The organism is Paludibacterium sp. (genome assembly GCF_019232825.1).
Lineage (GTDB): Bacteria > Pseudomonadota > Gammaproteobacteria > Burkholderiales > Chromobacteriaceae > Paludibacterium.
On record NZ_JAFAND010000103.1, the window covers coordinates 1 to 18,481 of the forward strand.

Below are 18,481 nucleotides of genomic sequence, written 5' to 3' on the forward strand. Positions count from 1 at the left end.
AGGCGCGCGTCCAGCTCGGCTTGTTGCGCGCGGTCGCGTTCCACCAGATGCGCCGGCGCGCGGTCGACGTAGCCCGGCTTCTCCAGCTTGGCCATCAGCTTGGCGTATTCGGCCTCGGTTTTGGTCAGATCCTTGGTCAAGCGCGCGCGCTCGGCCTCGCGGTCGATCTCCACCTTGAGCATCATGCGCGCGCCGTTGCTGATCGCCACCGGCGCGTCATCGTCCTGCGGCAGCCTGTCGACCACGCTCGCATCCGACAGCTTGGCCAACGGCTTCAGGTACGGCAGGAAATCGGCCAGCGCCGCGGCGCCCTCGACGAACAGCGGCGCCTTTTGCGCCGGCGACAGCCCCATCTCGCCGCGCAGGTTGCGCACCGCGCCCACCAGATCCTTGAACTCGGCCATGCGCTGATTGGCGGCCGCGTCGATCTTGCCCGGCTCGGCCACCGGCCAGCCGGCCAGCATGATCGATTCGGTTTTCTTGGCGTTCGCCAGCGGCGCCACGGTTTGCCACAGCTCTTCGGTGATGAACGGCATGAGCGGATGCGTCAGACGCAGCGCCACCTCCAAAACACGCACCAGCGTGCGGCGCGTGGCGCGCTGCTGGGCTTCGTCGCCCTGCTGCAGCTGCACCTTGGCCAATTCCAGATACCAGTCGCAGTACTCGTTCCAGATGAACTCGTAGATCGCCTGTGCGGCCAAGTCGAAGCGGTAGGTGTCGAGCGCCTCGGTCACGTCGGTCTCGGCCTGCTGCAGCCGGCCGATGATCCAGCGGTCGACGAAGCTGTAGGTCAGCGGCAGCGACTCGTCCTGGCCGCAGTCCTTGCCTTCCAGGTTCATCATGGCGAAGCGGGTGGCGTTCCACAGCTTGTTGCAGAAGTTGCGGTAGCCTTCGCAGCGCTTGAAGTCGAAGTTCACCGAGCGGCCGAGCGACGCGTAGCTGGCCATGGTGAAGCGCAGCGCGTCGGTGCCGTAGGCCGGAATGCCTTCCGGGAACAGCTTCTTGGTGGCGGTGGCGATCTGCGGCGCCTTTTCCGGGCGGCGCAGGCCGGTGGTGCGCTTTTCCACCAGGCGGTCGAGATCGATGCCGTCGATCAGGTCGACCGGGTCGATCACGTTGCCCTCGGACTTGGACATCTTCTTGCCTTCGTGATCGCGCACGATGCCGTGGATGTACACGTCCTTGAACGGCACCTTGCCGAGGAAGTGGGTGGTCATCATGATCATGCGCGCCACCCAGAAGAAGATGATCTCGTAGCCGGTCACCAACACGTTGGACGGCAGGAACGCCTTCAACGCGTCGGTTTCCGCCGGCCAGCCGAGCGTGGAGAACGGCACCAGCGCCGACGAGAACCAGGTATCGAGCACGTCGGCATCGCGGCGCACCGCCTTGCCGCCCGCTTGCGCGCGCGCCGCGGCTTCGTCGCGCGCCACGTAGACCTTGCCGTCCTCGTCGTACCAAGCCGGGATCTGGTGTCCCCACCACAATTGGCGCGAGATGCACCAGTCCTGGATGTTGTTCATCCACTGGTTATAGGTGTTGACCCATTGTTCGGGCACGAAGCGCACCTGGCCGCTCTCGACAGCGTCGATGGCCTTGGCGGCGATCGACTTGCCGGTCGGGTCGTCCTTGCCGACGCGGGTCATGGCCACGAACCACTGGTCGGTCAGCATCGGCTCGATCACCGAGCCGGTGCGGTCGCCGCGCGGCACCATCAGCTTGTGCGGCTTCACTTCCACCAGGAAACCCTGGGCATCCAAATCGGCCACCAGCGCCTTGCGCGCCACGCGCGTGTCTTGGCCGGCATAAGCCGCCGGCAGGTCGATGGCGTCGAACGCCTCGCCCTCGAAGCCCCACACCTCGGCGCGGGCGCGCAGCGTGGCGTCCAGGTTGAGCACGTTGATCAGTTGGGTATTGTGGCGCTTGCCGACCTGATAGTCGTTGAAGTCGTGCGCCGGCGTGATCTTGACGCAGCCGGTGCCGAAGGCGGCATCGACGTACTCGTCGGCGATCAGCGGAATCCGGCGGCCGGTCAGCGGCAGCTCGAGCATCTTGCCGATCAGGTGGGTATAACGTTCGTCGGCCGGGTTCACCGCTACCGCCACGTCGCCCAGCATGGTTTCCGGACGCGTGGTGGCCACCACGATCGATTCCGCGCCGCCGACCACCGGATAGCGGATGTGCCACATCTGGCCATCTTCTTCCACCGATTCGACTTCAAGGTCGGACACGGCGGTGCCGAGTTTCGGGTCCCAGTTGACCAGACGCTTGCCGCGATAGATCAGGCCTTGCTCGAACAGGCGCACGAACACTTCGGTGACTACTTCGGCGCGCGTGTCGTCCATGGTGAAATATTCGCGCGACCAGTCGACCGAGCAGCCGACGCGGCGCATTTGCCCGGTAATGGTGCCGCCGGAAACCTTCTTCCAGTCCCAGACTTTGCTGATGAAGGCATCGCGCCCCAAGTCGTGGCGCGACACGCCCTGCTCGGCCAACTGGCGCTCAACCACGATCTGCGTGGCGATGCCGGCGTGGTCGGTGCCGGGAATCCAGGCGGTATTGTGGCCACGCATGCGGTAGTAGCGCGTCAGGCCATCCATGATGGTCTGGTTGAAGGCGTGGCCCATGTGCAGGGTGCCGGTGACGTTGGGCGGCGGCAGCTGGATAGAGAAGGACGGCCGGGACAGGTCCATATTCGGCTGAAAATAGCCGGCCTGCTCCCAGTGTTGGTACCAGCGGCGCTCGATGTCGCCCGGTTCGTAGCTCTTGGCAAGTTCCATGTTGGCTTGTACGCGTGGAAATTCGGAAAAATAGGTCGATTATAACCTGACTTGGGTGGTTTCCGCTGCTTGTCTCTAGGGTCGATCAGACGCGCCGGGAGACCCAGTCGAGCCAGGCGGTCGGCAAAAGCCGCTTGAGCACCCAAAACAGTTTGGTCGGAAAGGTGACGCGGTAGCGCGCCGCCGGGCGCTTAGCCGTCAGCGCGCGCCAGACGGCGGCGGTGACGGCTTCCGGGCCGAGCGTGAACGGCGCCGCCGCCCCCACTTTGCGCAACCGCGCCAATTGCCCCTGATAAGCCGCGCGGTGCGCGCTGCCCTCGACATCGATGTGCGCCAGGAAGTGCTCGAGCGCGTTGTCGCGAAAACGGGAGCGAATAGGGCCGGGCTCGATCAGCACCACATCGATGCCGCTGCCCGCCAACTCCTGGCGCAGCGTGTCGCACAAGCCCTCGATCGCGTATTTGCTGGCGTTGTACGCCGCGCGGTAGCGCATGGCGGCGAAACCGAGAATGGAGCTATTGAACAGAATGCGCCCCGCCCCCTGGGCGCGCATGACCGGCAACGCCAGGTTGGCCAATTGCCAACCGCCGAACAAGTTGGTCTCGAACTGGGCGCGCAGCGCGTCGCGGCCGATATCCTCGGCGGCGCCCGGCTGACCGTAGCCGGCGTTATTGAATAGCGCGTCGAGCCGGCCGCCGGTGATTTCCAGCGCCGCGGCCCAGCCGGCGCGCAGCGAGGCATCGTCGGCGACATCGATTTGCAGGCAGGTGAGCCCCTCCGCCGTCAAACGCGCCACATCCTCGGGGCGGCGGCAGCTCGCCACCACGCGCCAACCGCGCGCGTGCAGCGACATGGCGCAGTCGTAACCGATGCCGCTGGAACAGCCGGTGATCAGAATAGATTTTTGCATGGAAATAACCCGGTTTTTCGCAAGGATCATGCCGACCCGCGGCCGGCGATTTTTGACCGATTATGACGGCAAGGGCATCATCATGGCCAGCTCGCCCCGCCGGCCATCGCGGGCGCCAATCATTTTTGACAAATAAATATACCAATGACATTTTATAGCGTTACTTACGGTGAGGTGCGCGCATGACCCGTCTTTTTCCCCTTTGGGCGCTGCTGCTGTCGACGGCCGCCTACTTCTTTCCGGCGCGCTTCACCCCCATCCTGCCGCACACCGGTCTGATGCTCGGCTTGATCATGTTCGGCATGGGCTTGACGCTGACGGCAGCCGACTTCCGCCGCGTGCTGGAGAGGCCGGCGCCGGTGCTGGCAGGCCTAGGGCTGCACTATCTGGTCATGCCGCTGGCCGCCTGGAGCCTGGCGCTCGCCTTCGACCTGCCGCCTGAACTCACCGCCGGCATGGTGCTGGTCGGCAGCGTCGCCAGCGGCACGGCTTCCAATGTGATCATTTACCTGGCGGGCGGCGATGTCGCCTTGTCGGTCACCATCTCGGCGCTGTCGACCGTGGCCGGCGTGTTCGCCACGCCGCTATTGACCCGGTTGTACATCGACGCCGCCATCCACGTCGACGAGTTGGGCATGCTCGTCGGCATCTTGCAGGTGGTGATTCTGCCGATCGCGCTCGGCGTGCTGGCGCATCGTTTCGCCGCGCCGCTGGTGCGCCGGGTCGAGCCCGCGCTGCCGCTCGTGTCGATGGCCGCCATCGTGCTGTTAATCGCCGCCATCGTCGCCGGCAGTCAAAAGAACATCGCCGCGGTCGGCCCGCTGATCATGCTGGCGGTGATGCTGCACAACGCCATCGGCCTGTTCTGCGGCTATTGGGGCGCGCGGCTGCTGGGCTTCAACGAATCGGTGTGCCGCACGCTCGCCATCGAGGTGGGCATGCAGAACTCGGGCTTGGCGGCGCAATTGGGCAAAACCTATTTCTCGGTGCTGGCGGCGCTGCCCGGCGCGCTATTCTCGGTCTGGCACAATCTATCCGGCTCGTTGTTGGCCGGTTACTGGCGCAGCCGGCCAGCGCGGACAGACGCGCCCATCCTGGCGACCGACACGCCGCCGCGCCCCTGAACGTTAGTAAAGGCCATCGTTATCTGGCACTGCGCAATGGAAGGGCATAAAATATGCCGTTTCTGTCAGCCCTACGCGCTGACGAATCTTCCTCATACGCGCACAAGGGACCCCTCATGGCCAAACCCGCCAAGACGCCGGAGAGCTTCGAATCCGCATTGGCTGAACTGGAGAGCCTCATCCAGGCGATGGAAGGCGGCGAAATGCCGCTGGACGCCGCCTTGGCCGCCTATAAGGACGGCATTGAGCTGATCAAGTTCTGCCAGGCAAAACTGTCCGACGCCGAGACCCAGCTCAAGGTTTTGGAAGAAGGCCAACTCAAGCCGATGGAGCTGAAAAATGGCGGCTGATCCGTTTATCGGCTGGATGACCGACATCCAGCAACGCGTCGAGCGGACCCTCGAAGCGGCATTGCCGCCCGCCGAGGCCGAGCCCTGCGCGCTGCACCAGGCGATGCGCTACGCCACCCTCGGCGGCGGCAAGCGGGTTCGTCCGCTGTTGGTCTGCGCCGCCGGCGAGATCGTGGGCGCCGCGCCCGACAACCTGCTGCGCATCGGCGCCGCCATCGAGATGATCCATGCCTACTCGCTGGTACATGACGACATGCCCTGCATGGACGACGACGTCCTGCGCCGCGGCAAGGCCACCTGCCATGTCGCCTACGGCGAGGCTAACGCGCTGTTGACCGGCGACGCGTTGCAGACCTTGGCGTTCGAGGTATTGGCCACGCCGCTGCCCGGCGTCGCGCCGGCCGAACAACTGGCGATGCTCGCCACCCTCTCTCGCGCGGCGGGGCACGCCGGCATGGCCGGCGGCCAAGCCATCGACCTGGCGAGCGTGGGCCAGCCGTTGACGCTGCCCGAGCTGGAATTCATGCATCTACTGAAAACCGGCGCGCTAATCCGCGCCGCCGTGCTGCTGGGCGCGCGCGCCGGCACGCCGTTGCCGGCCGAGCGGCTCGCGCGGCTCGACCATTTCGCCAAGCGCATCGGCCTCGCCTTTCAAGTGGTCGACGACGTGCTCGACTGCGAGGCAGACACGCAAACGCTGGGCAAAACGGCCGGCAAGGACGCCGACAACGACAAGCCGACCTATGTCAGCCTGATGGGTCTTTCGGAAGCCAAGCGCTTCGCGCGCGAGCTCAGGGACGACGCGTTCGCCGCGCTGGCGGATTTCGGTCCGGCGGCAGAGCGGCTCGGCGCGCTGGCCGACTATATCGTCGCCCGCTCGTTCTAAACGTATTCGGATTGATCGACCATGTACCCGTTGCTTGACACCATCAATACGCCCGCCGATCTCAAGCGCCTATCGCGCCAGCAGCTGCCGCAGCTCGCCAACGAACTGCGCGCCTTCCTGCTCGAGTCGGTCAGCAAAACCGGCGGCCACCTGGCCTCCAACCTGGGCAGCATCGAGCTGACCATCGCGCTGCATTACGTGTTCGACACGCCGAACGACCGTCTGGTCTGGGACGTCGGCCATCAGACCTACCCGCACAAGATTCTGACCGACCGCAAGGCGCGCATGCACACCATGCGCCAGCAAGGCGGGCTGGCCGGCTTCCCCAAGCGCGAGGAGTCCGACTATGACACCTTCGGCGTCGGCCATTCGTCGACCTCGATCGGCGCCGCGCTCGGCATGGCGGTGGCCGCCAAGCAGCAAGGCATCGACCGCAAGTGCATCGCCGTGATCGGCGACGGCGCCATGACCGCGGGCATGGCCTTCGAGGCGCTCAACAACGCCGGCGACATGGACGTCGATCTGCTGGTGATCCTCAACGACAACGACATGTCGATCTCGCCCAACGTCGGCGCGCTCAACCACTACTTCTCCAAGCTGCTGTCGGGCCGCTTCTACGCCGCGATGCGCAGCGGGTCGAGCAAGGTGCTCGGCATCGTGCCGCCGATGAAGGAAATCGCCAGCCGCATGGAAGAGCACGTCAAGGGCATGTTCACGCCGGGCACGCTGTTCGAGGAGTTCAGCTTCAACTACCTGGGTCCGATCGACGGCCACGACCTCAATGCGCTCATCGACATGCTCGGCAACATCAAGAGTCTGAAGGGACCGCAGTTCCTGCACATCGTCACCAAGAAGGGCCAGGGCTACAAGCTGGCGGAGAACGACCCGGTGGCCTACCACGGCGTCACCCGCTTCGACCCGGCCAACGGACTGACGAGCGGCAAGAGCGGCGGCAAACCGACCTACACGCAGATCTTCGGCGACTGGCTGTGCGACATGGCGGCGCTCGATCCGCGGCTTGTCGGCATCACGCCGGCCATGCGCGAGGGCTCCGGCCTGGTGCGCTTCGCCAAGGAATACCCCGAGCGCTACTTCGACGTCGGCATCGCCGAACAGCATGCGGTGACCTTTGCCGCCGGCCTCGCCTGCGACGGCATCAAGCCGGTGGTGGCCATCTATTCCACCTTCCTGCAGCGCGCCTACGATCAGCTGATCCACGACGTGGCGCTGCAGAACCTGCCGGTGGTGTTCGCCATCGACCGCGCCGGCCTCGTCGGCGCCGACGGCCCGACCCATGCGGGCGCGTTCGACATTTCCTTCCTGCGCTGCATCCCCAATATGACGGTGATGACCCCGTCGGACGAGAACGAATGCCGTCAGCTGCTCTACACCGCCTTTAGCCTGGATACGCCGAGCGCGGTGCGCTATCCGCGCGGTACCGGCCCGAGCGCCGCGATCGCGGCCGATATGCAGGCGCTGCCGGTCGGCCGCGGCGTGGTGCGGCGCGAGGGCAAGGGCGGCGTGGCCATCCTGGCCTTCGGCAGCATGGTGACCCCGGCGCTCGCCGCCGCCGAAAGCCTCGACGCCACCGTGGCCGATATGCGTTTCGTCAAACCGATCGACCGCGAACTGATCTCGCGCCTCGCCCAAAGCCACGACCTGGTGGTCACCGTCGAGGAGAACGCCATCATGGGCGGCGCCGGCTCCGCCTGCCTCGAAGTTCTCGAAGAACAAGGCATCGCCGTAACGGTGCTACAGCTCGGGCTGCCGGATTGCTATATTGAACATGGCGATCCCGCCGTGCTGCTCGCCGGCTGCGGCCTCGACGCCAACGGCATCGCCGCTGCCATCCAACGGCGGCTGGACGCCAAACACACCGAATAACAACGAAACGATAGCCGCCGGCATCGACCGGCGGCACACCAGGGGGCGGCGCCATGGGCGGTTTCGATCTGTCGAGCTGGTTCAATCTCAAGGGCACGAGCTTCGAAGCCCTCCCCGCCATCCTCATCAGCCTCGGCATCGGGCTGTTGGTCGGCATCGAACGCGAACGCAAGCGACACGTGATCGCCGGCATCCGCACCTTTCCCCTCGGCGCGCTGCTCGGCACGTTGTGCGCGCTGATCGGCTTGCACCTCGGCTCGCCGGCGTTTCCGATCGCCGGCCTCTTGGTGCTCGCCTCGTTCGGCTTCTTGCCCAGCGTGCACACCGTCGACAGCAGCAGCGACCCGCACACCACCACCATCGCCGCTTTTCTGGTGACTTACTGCTTCGGCGTCATGGTGGCTTACGGCTACGCGCCGCTGGCGGTCGCCGGCGCCATCCTGGTCACCGGGCTTCTGTATCTGAAGCCGGAACTCACCGGCATCATGCAAAAGATCGAGCGCCACGACCTGTATTCGCTGCTGCAGTTCGGCGCGCTGAGCTTCATCATCCTGCCGCTGCTGCCCAATCGCGCCATCGGTCCCTATGCCGCGCTCAACCCGCATAACGTTTGGCTGATGGTGGTGATGATCGTCGGCCTCGGTCAGGTCGGTTACCTATCGGTGCGGCTATTCGGCAACCGCGTGGGCGCGCCGCTGTTGGGCGTGCTGGGCGGTCTGGTGTCGTCCACGGTCACAAGCCTGATCTATTCGCGTCAGGTGCGCGCCGATCCGGCGAACTTGCGCCGTGCCAGCACCGTCATCCAGCTCGCCAATCTGGTGCTGAACGTGCGCATGATGCTGTTTACGGCGGCCTTGGCGCCGGCGGCGCTGCCGTTCGTCGCGCTCGTCATGGCGCCCGGCGTCGTACTGGGCTTGGCATTCACGCTGGCGCGCCACCGGCGCGAAGCAACGCAGGAGGATCAACAGAAGATCGCGCTGGCCAACCCGGCCGACCTCAAGCTCGCGCTGAGCTTCGCCGCCGCCTTCGCCACCATCCTGGTGTGTTCGGCGTGGCTCAACGCCGAATTCGGCCGTTCCGGCGTGTATACGGTGGCAGTGATTTCCGGCGCCAACGAAGTCGACGCCATCGTGCTGACCGTGCTGAACCTGTTCGCCCAGCAGCGTTTCGAGGCGGTATCCTGCGCCACCGCCATCGCGCTGGCGGTCGGCGCCAATGCGCTGTTCAAAATCGGCGTGATCTTCACGATGGGCGGCAAGCAATTGGCGCTACGCTGCCTGCCGACCTTCGCGTCCATCTTTGCCGGGCTGGTGCTCGGCACGGTGGCGCTGCAGATGGGGTGGATCTAGGGGTCTGTCTGCAAACTATTTGTGAACAGACCCTAGACCCGTGCGTTGCTTCGCGAACGCACGCTACCCAGATGTCTCGTAGCGTGACGTCTTTGCCGTGCGCTTAGACGCCCGGCGGCAGGGTTTCGTCGCCGCGCAGCCAATAGACGAAGAGCGTATAGCTGACTGCCAACAAGGTCGGGCCGATGAACAAACCGATCATGCCCCAAGCCAACAGGCCGCCGATGACGCCGATGAAGATCAGCGACAACGGCAGCTTGGCGCCCTGGCTGATCAGCAGCGGCTTGATGAAATTGTCGATGGTATTGACCAGCAGGAAACCCCATAGCGCCAAGAACAGCGCCAAGCCGCTGTGTCCGGTGTAGAACACCCACAAGGCCGCCGGCAGCCATACGAGCAGCGTCGGTAGCTGCGCCACCGCCAACATGAAGCACAAAAAGCCCAGCACCACCGGCGCCGGCACCCCGGCGATCAGCAGCCCGATCACGCACAGCAGCGTCTGCACCAGCGCCGTGCCGATCACCCCGGTGGTCACGCCGCGGATGGTGCGCGAGACCACGTCCGGCAATTCGGTCGCCGGCGCGCCGCCCAGCTTGACGATGGTGTTTTCGGCCACATGCCAGGCGTGTTCGCCATTGATCAGCAGCAGCGTGGCCACCACCAACGACAGCACGATTTCAAACAGACTCAGCGCCAGTTGCGCGCCATAGGACAGCGACCACAGCGCGCCGCGGTTGATCGCCGGCATCAGCTTGGCGAGCATGGCGGGCAAATCGCTTTGCGCGCTGCGCCAAACTTGGCCGAAGGGCTCCCCCACCACCGGCATGCCGAGCAGCCAAGCAGGCGCGTTGGGCAGATGGTAGCCGGACAAACCGCGCGCGATCTGACTCAGGAACGGCCACAAGTCGCCGAGCGACAAAATCATCAGGCCGATCGGCGCGGCAATCGCCAGCGCGATGGCGCCGATGATCAGTACCGCCGCCAGACGGCGCCGGTTGTTGAGCTTGTACACCAGCCAGTTGTAGGCCGGCCATACCGATACGGCGATGATCACCGCCCAGATCAACGCCCCGAGAAACGGCTGGACGATGCGATAACAGGCAAAAATCAGCAGTAGCACCACCGCCACGCGCATCACGGCCATGACGCTGATGTTCGACCAACTTTTGGCAAGCATGAACTCTCCTCTCAACCGGCAACGCCGGCATCAGCCGGCTGATTGTACCGCCGCCAGGCGGCGCGACAGCGACTTGGCGTCGATATAGCCGATGATTCGATCACGTTCGCGCCCGCTGCCATCGAACAGAATCAGGCCGGGCGGACCGTATAAGCCGAAACGGCCGAGTAACGCGCTATGGGCTGCGCTGTTTTGCGTGACGTCGGCGCGCAGGAGCGTGAAGCCCGCCAGTTGCGCGCGCAGGGCGGTATCGCGCCAAGTGGTGTCGTCCATCTCCTTGCAGCTGACGCACCAATCGGCATAGAAATCGAGCAGCGCCGGCCGCCCCGGCACAGCCTTCAATTGGCGGTCGAGTGCCGGCACGTCCCCCACCGGCTTGAACGGCGGCAGCTCGACGGCGGCCTCGGCCGGGCGTCCCATCAGCCAAGACAGCGGATAGCGCGGGTCCTTCTGCCCCGCCAGCGCGCCGAACAACTCCGCCGCGCCGACCAGAAACAGCACGAGCCCCACCGCCTTGCCCAACCGTGCCAAGGTATGCGCATTGGGCGCCAGACCGTCGAACGCGCGAAGGAACACCGCGGAACCAATCAACAACACGCCCCACAGCGCCAACACCGCCATGCTCGGCAAGAACGGCGCGGCCGTTTGCAACGCCACGGCCAGCATGACCACGCCGAACACGCCCTTGACCGCATTCATCCAGCGGCCGGCGCGCGGCAGCCAATGACCGCCGAAGGTACCGATCAACAACAGCGGCACGCCAAGCCCCAGCGCCATCAAATAGAGCGCGAGCCCGCCGAGCCAAGCATCCCCGGTGCTGCCGATGTACCCCAGCGCCAGCGCCAACGGCGGCGCCACGCAAGGACCGATGATCAATGCCGACACAGCGCCCATCAAGGCCACCGACAGCAGACGCCCGCCCGGCAGACGATTGGCGGCATCGGCAAGCCGCCCTTGCAACGCGGCGGGCAGCTGGAGGGAGAACAGACCGAACATCGACAACGCCAGCAACACCATCAGCATGCTGGCCGATAGCACCACCGCCGGCTGCTGCAGCCAAACGGTCAACAGCGACCCGGTCAGGCCGGCGACGATGCCGACCACGGTATAAGTGGCGGCCATCCCCTGCACATACGCCAGCGACAGCACAAAGCCGCGTCGATGCGTGAGATGCGCGCCTTGGCCGGCGATCAACGAACTCAGGATCGGCAGCAGCGGATACATACAGGCGGTGAACGCCATGCCGAGGCCGGCGGCGAAAAAGGCCAACAGCGTCAGCGGCAAACCGCCCGGCGCCGAATCGGCCGGACGCGGCGCGCTCTGCCAGGAGACCGGGGACGCGCCCGCGCCGCCGACGGTCAGCCGGCGCGTCGTGGGCGGGTAACAGACGCCGACCTTGGCACAGCCTTGCAAACGCACCGACAGCGTGAACTGGCCCGGCGCGCCCGGTTTGAGCGGCAACACGATTTGGTTCTGGTGCTCGAAAATCACCTGTTTGCCGAAATACGGATCATTCTTCACCTCGCCGTCGGGGAAGCGCACCAGCTGCAGCAAGCCGTCCGGCACGCTCGTGAATTGCATGCGGTCGCGATAGACGTAATAGCCGTCGGCGACGTCGAGCGTCAGCACCAACTGATCGCCGGAACGGGCGACCGAGGTGGCGAAAGCCTGCTCGGGGCGTAGCAGATCACTGGGCGACAGGGCTTGCGCCGGCCTGATCAGCGCGGCAAGCGACAAGGTCAGCACAGCGAGAAGAAAGAAAAAACGGTATTTCATGCCAGGCCTTTTATCGGAGTCAGCCAGAATGGACTGAAATTACCGGCGACGGTTCCCCAACCCACGCCGCCAGCGCTTTCATGACGATGACAAACTCCGTTACTATGTCAAACGTTTGACCGACTATGCTCGAACTATGACAGAACACCTCTATTTTGCCCACGCAAACAGCTACCCCGCCAGTGTTTATCACAAAATGCTGAGCGCGCTGTCAGGCGACTACACGGTGACCTACACCGATTGCGTCGGTCATGACCCGGCTTATCCGGTATCCGATTGCTGGCCGTTTCTGGTGGACGAAACCATTGCCGCCATCGAGCGCCTCGACGCGGGCCCGGTTTGGGCGGTGGGTCATTCGCTGGGCGGCGTCCTCGTCCTCTATGCCGCCGTGCGCCGTCCCGACCTGTTCAAGGGCATGGCGCTGTTGGATTCGCCGCTGCTGTCGCCGTCACGCGCATGGGGGATCTGGTGCGCCAAGAAAATGGGCTTCATCGACCGCATCACGCCGGGCGGCAACACGCTCAGCCGGCGCGACAACTGGGCCTCGGTCGACATGGTGCATGAGTATTTCGCGCGCAAGGCGCTGTTCGCGCGCTTCGATCCGGACACGCTGCGGGATTACGCCCAGCATGGCACCGAAGACAACGGTCTAGGCGGCCGCCAGCTGAAATTCCGGCCAGCGATCGAGCATGAGATCTACATCACCATGCCGCACAACGTCGGCCGCTACGCCGATCACAATCAGGTGCCCGGCGTCTACCTCGCCGCCGCGGAGCACCCCGTATTGCGCGCCCGCGACCTGCGTTACGTGCGCGACCGCTTTGGCCTGATCATCGATCACCACCCCGGCAGCCATCTCTTTCCATTGGAACAACCGCTGGCCACCGCCGCGCGCATACGACAGGCGTTCGACGCCATCGCCCGGCTCAACGCCACTTCACAGGAACCCACAGCATGACCCCAACCATCCGCCTGCTGACGCTGGAGGACACCGCCGCCTACCGCGCCCTGCGCCTTGCCGCCCTGGCCACCGACCCCGTGTCGTTCCACTCCTACCCGGACGAAGAAGGCGCGATGAGCGAGGCGCAATTCGCCGCCCGGTTGACCGAGCCACCCTGTGAAGGCGTGTTCGGCGCTTTCGTCGACGGCCGCTTGCTGGGGGTGGCCGGCCTGGTGGGCTCGCCGCGCCGCAAGCTCGCCCACAAACTGACGCTGGTCGGCGTCTACGTCACCCCGGACGCACGCGGCCAGGGCCTGGCGCGACGGCTGGCCGAAGCGGCGATCGCCCGCGCCAAGAGCCTGCCCGGCATCACCCGGCTGCTCTTGGGCGTGCACGGCACCAACCACGCCGCCATCGCGCTCTACCGCTCGCTCGGTTTCGAAGCCTACGGCCACGAGCCCGAGGCGATGATCGTCGACGGCCAGACGCACGATGAAATCTTGATGGGGATGTCCCTGCGCCCCTAGCCGAACCGGCGGATTGCCTGCGGCGAATCCGCCCTACCCTCCGATTCGTAGGGCGCGTTCGCGCAAGCAACGCGCCAACTCTCTGCCAAGATCCGGGAACCATTGCCAATCACGCGCACGCCTAATCTTGCAGCAGACGCCGCCAACCAGCCGGCGGCGTCCCCTCCGATTTGTTAGATCAGCTCCACCGCCATCGCCGTGGCCTCGCCGCCGCCAATGCACAGGCTGGCGACGCCGCGCCGGCCGCCCGTCTGCTGTAATGCCGAGATCAGCGTCACCAGAATACGCGCGCCGGAGGCGCCGATCGGATGGCCGAGCGCGCAGGCGCCGCCGTGGATGTTGAGCTTGGCGTGCGGCAGATCCAGCTCGCGCATCGCCGCCAAGGCCACCACGGCGAAGGCTTCGTTCACCTCGAACAGGTCGACGTCGCCCACCGACCAGTTCACGCGGGAGAGCAGCTTCTGCATGGCGCCGACCGGCGCCGTGGTGAACCAGGCCGGCGCCTGGGCGTGGGTCGCGTGACCGACGATGCGCGCCAGCGGCTTGAGCCCGCGCCGCGCCGCCTCGCCTTGCGTCATCAACACCAGCGCCGCCGCGCCGTCGGAGATGGAGCTCGCGTTGGCGGCGGTGACCGTGCCGTCCTTCTTGAACGCCGGCTTCAGCAACGGAATCTTGTCCACCTTGGCCTTCATCGGCTGTTCGTCCTGGCGTACCGGCTTGTCGCCGCCGAGGGCGACGATTTCCGCTTCGAACGCGCCGCTTTGAATCGCCGCTTGCGCGCGCGCCAGCGAGGTCAGCGCGTAAGCATCCTGATCGGCGCGGCTGAAGCCATAACGCTCGGCGCACAGCTCGGCGAACTCGCCCATCAGCTGCCCCTTGTCGTAGGCGTCTTCCAAGCCGTCAAGAAACATATGGTCCTTCAGCTCGCCGTGGCCCAGGCGCAAACCGGTGCGCGCCTTGGGAATCAGGTACGGCGCGCGGCTCATGCTTTCCATGCCGCCGGCCACCATCACGCTGGCCGAGCCGGCCTTGAGCTGGTCGTGCGCCAGCATCACCGCCTTCATGCCCGAACCGCACATCTTATTGATGGTCAGGCAGGCCGTCGCCTCCGGCAGCCCGCCCTTGAGCGCCGCCTGGCGCGCCGGCGCCTGGCCTTGGCCGGCGCCGAGCACGTTGCCCATGATGACCTCTTCCACCGCATCGCCGGCCAAACCCGCGCGCGCCACCGCGGCACGGATGGCCTCGGCGCCCAACTCGCCGGCGCTCAAGTGGGCCAGATCGCCCTGCAGGCCGCCCATCGGGGTGCGCGCCATGCCGACAATCACAATTGCATCGTCCTGCATTACCGTTCTCCATAAAATCAGTGGGTGGAATCGCTCTTCATCGATCATAGCCACAATTGACGTTAACGTAAACGTTACGCTATGGTTATTGCATAAAGCCACAACAACAATGCGCACAAGGAACTGCCGATGAAGATAGAACGTGTCGCCGTGATCGGCGCCGGCACCATGGGCCACGGCATCGCCCAAGTTCTGGCCGCCGCCGGCTGTCAAGTCGCGCTCACCGACGTCTCCGCCGCCGCGGTGGACGCCGCGCTGGCCAAGATCGCCGCGAGTCTCGACCGCTTTTGCCAGAAAGGCGTGATCAGCGACGGCGAGCGGACAGCCACGCTGGCGCGGCTCCGTCCCTGCCTTGAGCTTGCGCAGCTGTCCGATCGCCAACTCGTGGTCGAGGCCGCCAGCGAGAACGAAACCATCAAGCAATCGATCTTCCAGTCGCTCGATCGCCACTGTGCCCCCGAGACCATCCTGGCCTCCAATACCTCGTCGATTCCGCTCACCCGCATCGCCGCCTGGACCCAGCGCCCGCAACAAGTGATCGGCATGCATTTCATGAACCCAGTGCCGCTGATGCCGCTGGTGGAAGTCATCCGTGGACTGGCCACCTCGGACGCCACCTGGCAAACCACCATGGACTTGGCGCGCCTGGCCGGCAAAACGCCGGTGACCGTGCACGACGCGCCCGGCTTCGTTTCCAACCGCATTCTGATGCCGATGATCAACGAGGCGGTGTTCGCGCTCCACGAGGGCGTGGCAACGGCCGAGGACATCGACACCGTGATGAAACTCGGCATGAACCATCCGATGGGACCGCTGGCTCTGGCCGACCTGATCGGGCTCGACACCTGCCTGTCGATCATGGACGTGCTCTACCGCGAATTCCGCGACAGCAAGTACCGCGTCTGCCCATTGCTGGCGCAAAAGGTTGCCGCCGGTCAGCTCGGCAAAAAGAGCGGCCAGGGCTTTTACACCTATTGAACCGGAGCACCCGCATGGACTTTGCCCTCAACGACGATCAGCGCGCCTTTCAGGACGCCGCGCGCCGCTTCGCTCAGCAACAGCTGGCGCCCAAGGCCGCCGAGTGGGATGAACAAGAACACTTCCCGCTCGATGTGATCCGCCAAGCCGCCGATCTGGGCTTCTGCGGCCTGTACGTGCCGGAGCGCTTCGGCGGACTGGGCGCCGGCCGGCTCGATGCGGCCGTCGTGTTCGAGGAACTGGCCGCCGGCTGCACCGCCACCGCCGCCTATCTGACCATCCACAATATGGTGACCTGGATGGTGGCGAGCTTCGCCCAAGCCGAGGTGGCCGAACGCTATGCGCCGCGCATGGTCAGCGGCGAGCTGTTGGGCAGCTACTGCCTGACCGAACCGAATGCCGGCTCCGATGCCGCCAGTCTGCAAACGCGGGCCGAACGCGTCGACGGCGGCTGGCGCCTCAGTGGCGCGAAGATGTTCATCTCCGGCGCCGGCAGCACCGAGGTACTGGTGGTGATGGCCAGGAGCGGCGGCCCTGGCGCCGGCGGCGTGTCGGCCTTCCTGGTGCCAGGCGATGCCGAGGGCATAGCCTACGGCAAAAAAGAACGTAAAATGGGTTGGTGCAGCCAGCCGACCCGCGCCGTCACCTTCGATAACGTGTTCGTACCGGCGGCGCACTTGCTCGGCCATGAGGGCGACGGCTTCAAACAAGCGATGCGCGGGCTGGATGGCGGCCGCATCAACATCGGCGCCTGCGCCGTCGGCTGCGGCCAGGCGGCGCTCAATGCCGCCACCGGCTACGCCGGCGAGCGGCGCCAGTTCGGCCAGCGCCTGGCCGACATGCAAAGCGTGCAGTTCCGCCTGGCCGACATGCTGACCGAGCTGGTGGCGGCGCGGCAAATGATCTACCTGGCGGCATGGCAGCTCGACAACGCCGGCGCCCAGACCAGCGCCTACTGCGCCATGGCCAAGCGCTTCGCCACCGACGCCGGTTTCAAGGTGGCCAACGAGGCATTGCAACTATTCGGCGGCTACGGCTATCTGAAAGACTTCCCGCTGGAGCGGCATGTACGCGACGCGCGCGTGCATCAAATTCTGGAGGGGACCAACGAAATCATGCGCTTGATCATCGCGCGCAAACTGCTCGCCGATGGCGCGCTCGATCAACTGCGTTAGGAGAAACCCTGCATGAGCGACACGTTGAAACTGGCACGCGATGGCCATACCGCGATACTGACGCTGGATAATCCGCCGGCCAACACCTTCACCCGCGACAACCTGATCGCGCTCAAACGGCAGGTGCTGGCGCTCAACGCCGACCGCGACGTCTACGCGCTGGTGATCACCGGCGGCGGCGAAAAATTCTTCTCCGCCGGCGCCGATCTCAAGCAGTTCGCCGGCGGCGACAAGGCGCTGGCGCAAACGCTGGCGGTGCTGTTCGGCGAAGCGTTCGAAGCCCTGTCCGCCTTTCGCGGGCTATCGATCGCCGCCATCAACGGCTACGCCATGGGCGGCGGCCTGGAGTGCGCGCTGGCGTGCGATCTGCGCATCGCCGAGGAGCAAACGCACCTGGCGCTACCGGAAGCCAGCGTCGGCCTGCTGCCCTGCGCCGGCGGCACGCAGAACCTGCCGTGGCTGGTCGGCGAAGGTTGGGCCAAGCGCATGATCCTGTGCGGCGAGCGTGTCGACGCGCCGACCGCGCTACGCATCGGGCTGATCGAGCAAATGGTGCCGGCGGGCGAAGCGCTGACCGTGGCGCTGAAACTGGCCGAGCAAGCCGCGCGCCAGTCGCCGCAGGCGCTGGCCGCTTGTAAGTCGCTGATCCAGGCCGGCCGTCAACAGCCGATCGCCACCAGCCTGATCCGCGAACGCGAGGCCTTCGCCCGGTTGTTTGACGGCGAAGACCAGCGCGAAGGCGTCAACGCCTTCCTGGAAAAACGCAGCCCGCATTGGAAAAACGCATGAACCCGGTCGACTTCGCCACCCTGCCCTGCGGCCGCGGCCTAACAATCGGGCTGGCCACACTCAATAACGAAAAGGCGCTCAACGCGCTGACACCGGCGATGATCCGCGCGCTCGACGCGCAGCTCGCCGCCTGGCAAACCGACCCGGCCATCGCTTGCGTGGTGCTCAAGGGGGCGGGCGAAAAAGCGTTTTGCGCCGGCGGCGACGTGCGCGCCATGCGCGCCGCGCTGATCGACGAACCGCACCCGGCGCCGCACCCGGCGGCGCAAACGTTCTTCAGCGAGGAATACGCGCTCGACTACCGCATCCACCGCTTTGGCAAGCCGCTGATCGTCTGGGGCCACGGCATCGTCATGGGCGGCGGCCTCGGCCTGTTGGCCGGCGCCAGCCACCGCGTGCTGACCGGCGAGAGCCGCATCGCCATGCCGGAAATCACCATCGGCTTGTACCCGGATGTCGGCGGCAGCTGGTTTCTGCCGCGCATGCCGGCCCG

16 protein-coding genes are annotated in these 18,481 nt (G+C 65.6%); 11 read left to right on the plus strand and 5 right to left on the minus strand.

Annotated elements, in window-relative coordinates; translation table 11 throughout:
- On the minus strand, nucleotides 1-2,780 hold a 2,780-nt coding region (locus JOZ06_RS13575), incomplete at its 3' end, for a valine--tRNA ligase (protein WP_293233304.1).
- Between the two features lie 85 nt (nucleotides 2,781-2,865).
- Nucleotides 2,866-3,690, minus strand: a complete 825-nt coding sequence (locus JOZ06_RS13580) for an SDR family oxidoreductase (protein ID WP_293233306.1) — start codon at nucleotides 3,688-3,690, stop codon at nucleotides 2,866-2,868.
- Nucleotides 3,691-3,872: 182 nt separating this feature from the next.
- On the opposite strand from JOZ06_RS13580, the gene JOZ06_RS13585 reads away from it, so the two are divergent.
- The 5 genes from JOZ06_RS13585 (at nucleotide 3,873) to JOZ06_RS13605 (ending at nucleotide 9,283) form a co-directional block, all read left to right on the plus strand.
- Nucleotides 3,873-4,814, plus strand: coding sequence for a bile acid:sodium symporter family protein (locus JOZ06_RS13585; RefSeq protein ID WP_293233308.1), 942 nt, complete (start codon nucleotides 3,873-3,875; stop codon nucleotides 4,812-4,814).
- A 116-nt stretch (nucleotides 4,815-4,930) separates the two neighbouring features.
- Nucleotides 4,931-5,164 (plus strand): exodeoxyribonuclease VII small subunit, encoded by a 234-nt coding sequence (locus JOZ06_RS13590; protein WP_293233310.1) that lies wholly within the window; start codon nucleotides 4,931-4,933, stop codon nucleotides 5,162-5,164.
- Nucleotides 5,154-6,050: a farnesyl diphosphate synthase gene (locus tag JOZ06_RS13595; RefSeq protein WP_293233312.1), complete on the plus strand. Its 897-nt coding sequence runs from the start codon at nucleotides 5,154-5,156 to the stop codon at nucleotides 6,048-6,050. The genes JOZ06_RS13590 and JOZ06_RS13595 overlap by 11 nt, the downstream gene beginning before the upstream one ends.
- Nucleotides 6,051-6,071: 21 nt before the next feature.
- On the plus strand, nucleotides 6,072-7,934 hold the full coding sequence (dxs, locus tag JOZ06_RS13600; protein ID WP_293233314.1) for a 1-deoxy-D-xylulose-5-phosphate synthase: 1,863 nt from the start codon (nucleotides 6,072-6,074) through the stop codon (nucleotides 7,932-7,934).
- Nucleotides 7,935-7,987: 53 nt separating this feature from the next.
- Nucleotides 7,988-9,283, plus strand: a complete 1,296-nt coding sequence (locus JOZ06_RS13605) for a DUF4010 domain-containing protein (protein ID WP_293233316.1) — start codon at nucleotides 7,988-7,990, stop codon at nucleotides 9,281-9,283.
- A gap of 103 nt (nucleotides 9,284-9,386) precedes the next feature.
- Here JOZ06_RS13605 and JOZ06_RS13610 read toward each other — a convergent pair whose 3' ends face one another.
- Both JOZ06_RS13610 and dsbD read right to left on the minus strand, forming a co-directional pair.
- Nucleotides 9,387-10,460: an AI-2E family transporter gene (locus JOZ06_RS13610; RefSeq protein WP_293233318.1), complete on the minus strand. Its 1,074-nt coding sequence runs from the start codon at nucleotides 10,458-10,460 to the stop codon at nucleotides 9,387-9,389.
- A 30-nt stretch (nucleotides 10,461-10,490) separates the two neighbouring features.
- The gene (dsbD, locus tag JOZ06_RS13615; protein WP_293233320.1) at nucleotides 10,491-12,236 is read right to left on the minus strand and encodes a protein-disulfide reductase DsbD; all 1,746 of its coding nucleotides are present in this window, start codon (nucleotides 12,234-12,236) and stop codon (nucleotides 10,491-10,493) included.
- Nucleotides 12,237-12,372: 136 nt separating this feature from the next.
- Between dsbD and JOZ06_RS13620 the strand changes: the two genes are divergently transcribed.
- Both JOZ06_RS13620 and JOZ06_RS13625 read left to right on the plus strand, forming a co-directional pair.
- A complete protein-coding gene (locus JOZ06_RS13620; protein ID WP_293233322.1) occupies nucleotides 12,373-13,194 on the plus strand; it encodes an alpha/beta hydrolase in 822 nt (273 codons plus the stop codon).
- Entirely contained in the window at nucleotides 13,191-13,703 is a 513-nt protein-coding gene (locus tag JOZ06_RS13625) for a GNAT family N-acetyltransferase (RefSeq protein WP_293233324.1), read from the plus strand. The genes JOZ06_RS13620 and JOZ06_RS13625 overlap by 4 nt, the downstream gene beginning before the upstream one ends.
- A 173-nt stretch (nucleotides 13,704-13,876) precedes the next feature.
- Here the strand turns inward: JOZ06_RS13625 and JOZ06_RS13630 are convergent, their stop codons facing one another.
- On the minus strand, nucleotides 13,877-15,046 hold the full coding sequence (locus tag JOZ06_RS13630) for an acetyl-CoA C-acyltransferase (protein ID WP_293233326.1): 1,170 nt from the start codon (nucleotides 15,044-15,046) through the stop codon (nucleotides 13,877-13,879).
- Nucleotides 15,047-15,175: 129 nt separating this feature from the next.
- Between JOZ06_RS13630 and JOZ06_RS13635 the strand changes: the two genes are divergently transcribed.
- The 4 genes from JOZ06_RS13635 to JOZ06_RS13650 all read left to right on the plus strand — a co-directional run.
- Nucleotides 15,176-16,024, plus strand: coding sequence for a 3-hydroxybutyryl-CoA dehydrogenase (locus JOZ06_RS13635; RefSeq protein WP_293233328.1), 849 nt, complete (start codon nucleotides 15,176-15,178; stop codon nucleotides 16,022-16,024).
- A gap of 14 nt (nucleotides 16,025-16,038) precedes the next feature.
- Nucleotides 16,039-17,199: an acyl-CoA dehydrogenase family protein gene (locus JOZ06_RS13640; RefSeq protein ID WP_293233330.1), complete on the plus strand. Its 1,161-nt coding sequence runs from the start codon at nucleotides 16,039-16,041 to the stop codon at nucleotides 17,197-17,199.
- A gap of 12 nt (nucleotides 17,200-17,211) precedes the next feature.
- A complete protein-coding gene (locus tag JOZ06_RS13645) occupies nucleotides 17,212-17,988 on the plus strand; it encodes an enoyl-CoA hydratase (protein ID WP_293233332.1) in 777 nt (258 codons plus the stop codon).
- A partial coding sequence (locus JOZ06_RS13650; protein WP_293233334.1) for an enoyl-CoA hydratase/isomerase family protein occupies nucleotides 17,985-18,481 on the plus strand: 497 nt, incomplete at its 3' end. The genes JOZ06_RS13645 and JOZ06_RS13650, both read left to right, overlap by 4 nt.

What these genes read in the sequence shown, in the direction of transcription:
- JOZ06_RS13620 (WP_293233322.1), top strand. Translation starts at nt 12,373, where the DNA reads ATGACAGAACACCTCTATTTTGCCCACGCAAACAGCTACCCCGCCAGT.
- JOZ06_RS13625 (WP_293233324.1), top strand. Translation starts at nt 13,191, where the DNA reads ATGACCCCAACCATCCGCCTGCTGACGCTGGAGGACACCGCCGCCTAC.
- JOZ06_RS13580 (WP_293233306.1), bottom strand. Translation starts at nt 3,690, where the DNA reads ATGCAAAAATCTATTCTGATCACCGGCTGTTCCAGCGGCATCGGTTAC.
- JOZ06_RS13640 (WP_293233330.1), top strand. Translation starts at nt 16,039, where the DNA reads ATGGACTTTGCCCTCAACGACGATCAGCGCGCCTTTCAGGACGCCGCG.
- dsbD (WP_293233320.1), bottom strand. Translation starts at nt 12,236, where the DNA reads ATGAAATACCGTTTTTTCTTTCTTCTCGCTGTGCTGACCTTGTCGCTT.
- JOZ06_RS13630 (WP_293233326.1), bottom strand. Translation starts at nt 15,046, where the DNA reads ATGCAGGACGATGCAATTGTGATTGTCGGCATGGCGCGCACCCCGATG.
- JOZ06_RS13590 (WP_293233310.1), top strand. Translation starts at nt 4,931, where the DNA reads ATGGCCAAACCCGCCAAGACGCCGGAGAGCTTCGAATCCGCATTGGCT.
- JOZ06_RS13645 (WP_293233332.1), top strand. Translation starts at nt 17,212, where the DNA reads ATGAGCGACACGTTGAAACTGGCACGCGATGGCCATACCGCGATACTG.
- JOZ06_RS13595 (WP_293233312.1), top strand. Translation starts at nt 5,154, where the DNA reads ATGGCGGCTGATCCGTTTATCGGCTGGATGACCGACATCCAGCAACGC.
- JOZ06_RS13605 (WP_293233316.1), top strand. Translation starts at nt 7,988, where the DNA reads ATGGGCGGTTTCGATCTGTCGAGCTGGTTCAATCTCAAGGGCACGAGC.
- JOZ06_RS13610 (WP_293233318.1), bottom strand. Translation starts at nt 10,460, where the DNA reads ATGCTTGCCAAAAGTTGGTCGAACATCAGCGTCATGGCCGTGATGCGC.
- dxs (WP_293233314.1), top strand. Translation starts at nt 6,072, where the DNA reads ATGTACCCGTTGCTTGACACCATCAATACGCCCGCCGATCTCAAGCGC.
- JOZ06_RS13635 (WP_293233328.1), top strand. Translation starts at nt 15,176, where the DNA reads ATGAAGATAGAACGTGTCGCCGTGATCGGCGCCGGCACCATGGGCCAC.
- JOZ06_RS13585 (WP_293233308.1), top strand. Translation starts at nt 3,873, where the DNA reads ATGACCCGTCTTTTTCCCCTTTGGGCGCTGCTGCTGTCGACGGCCGCC.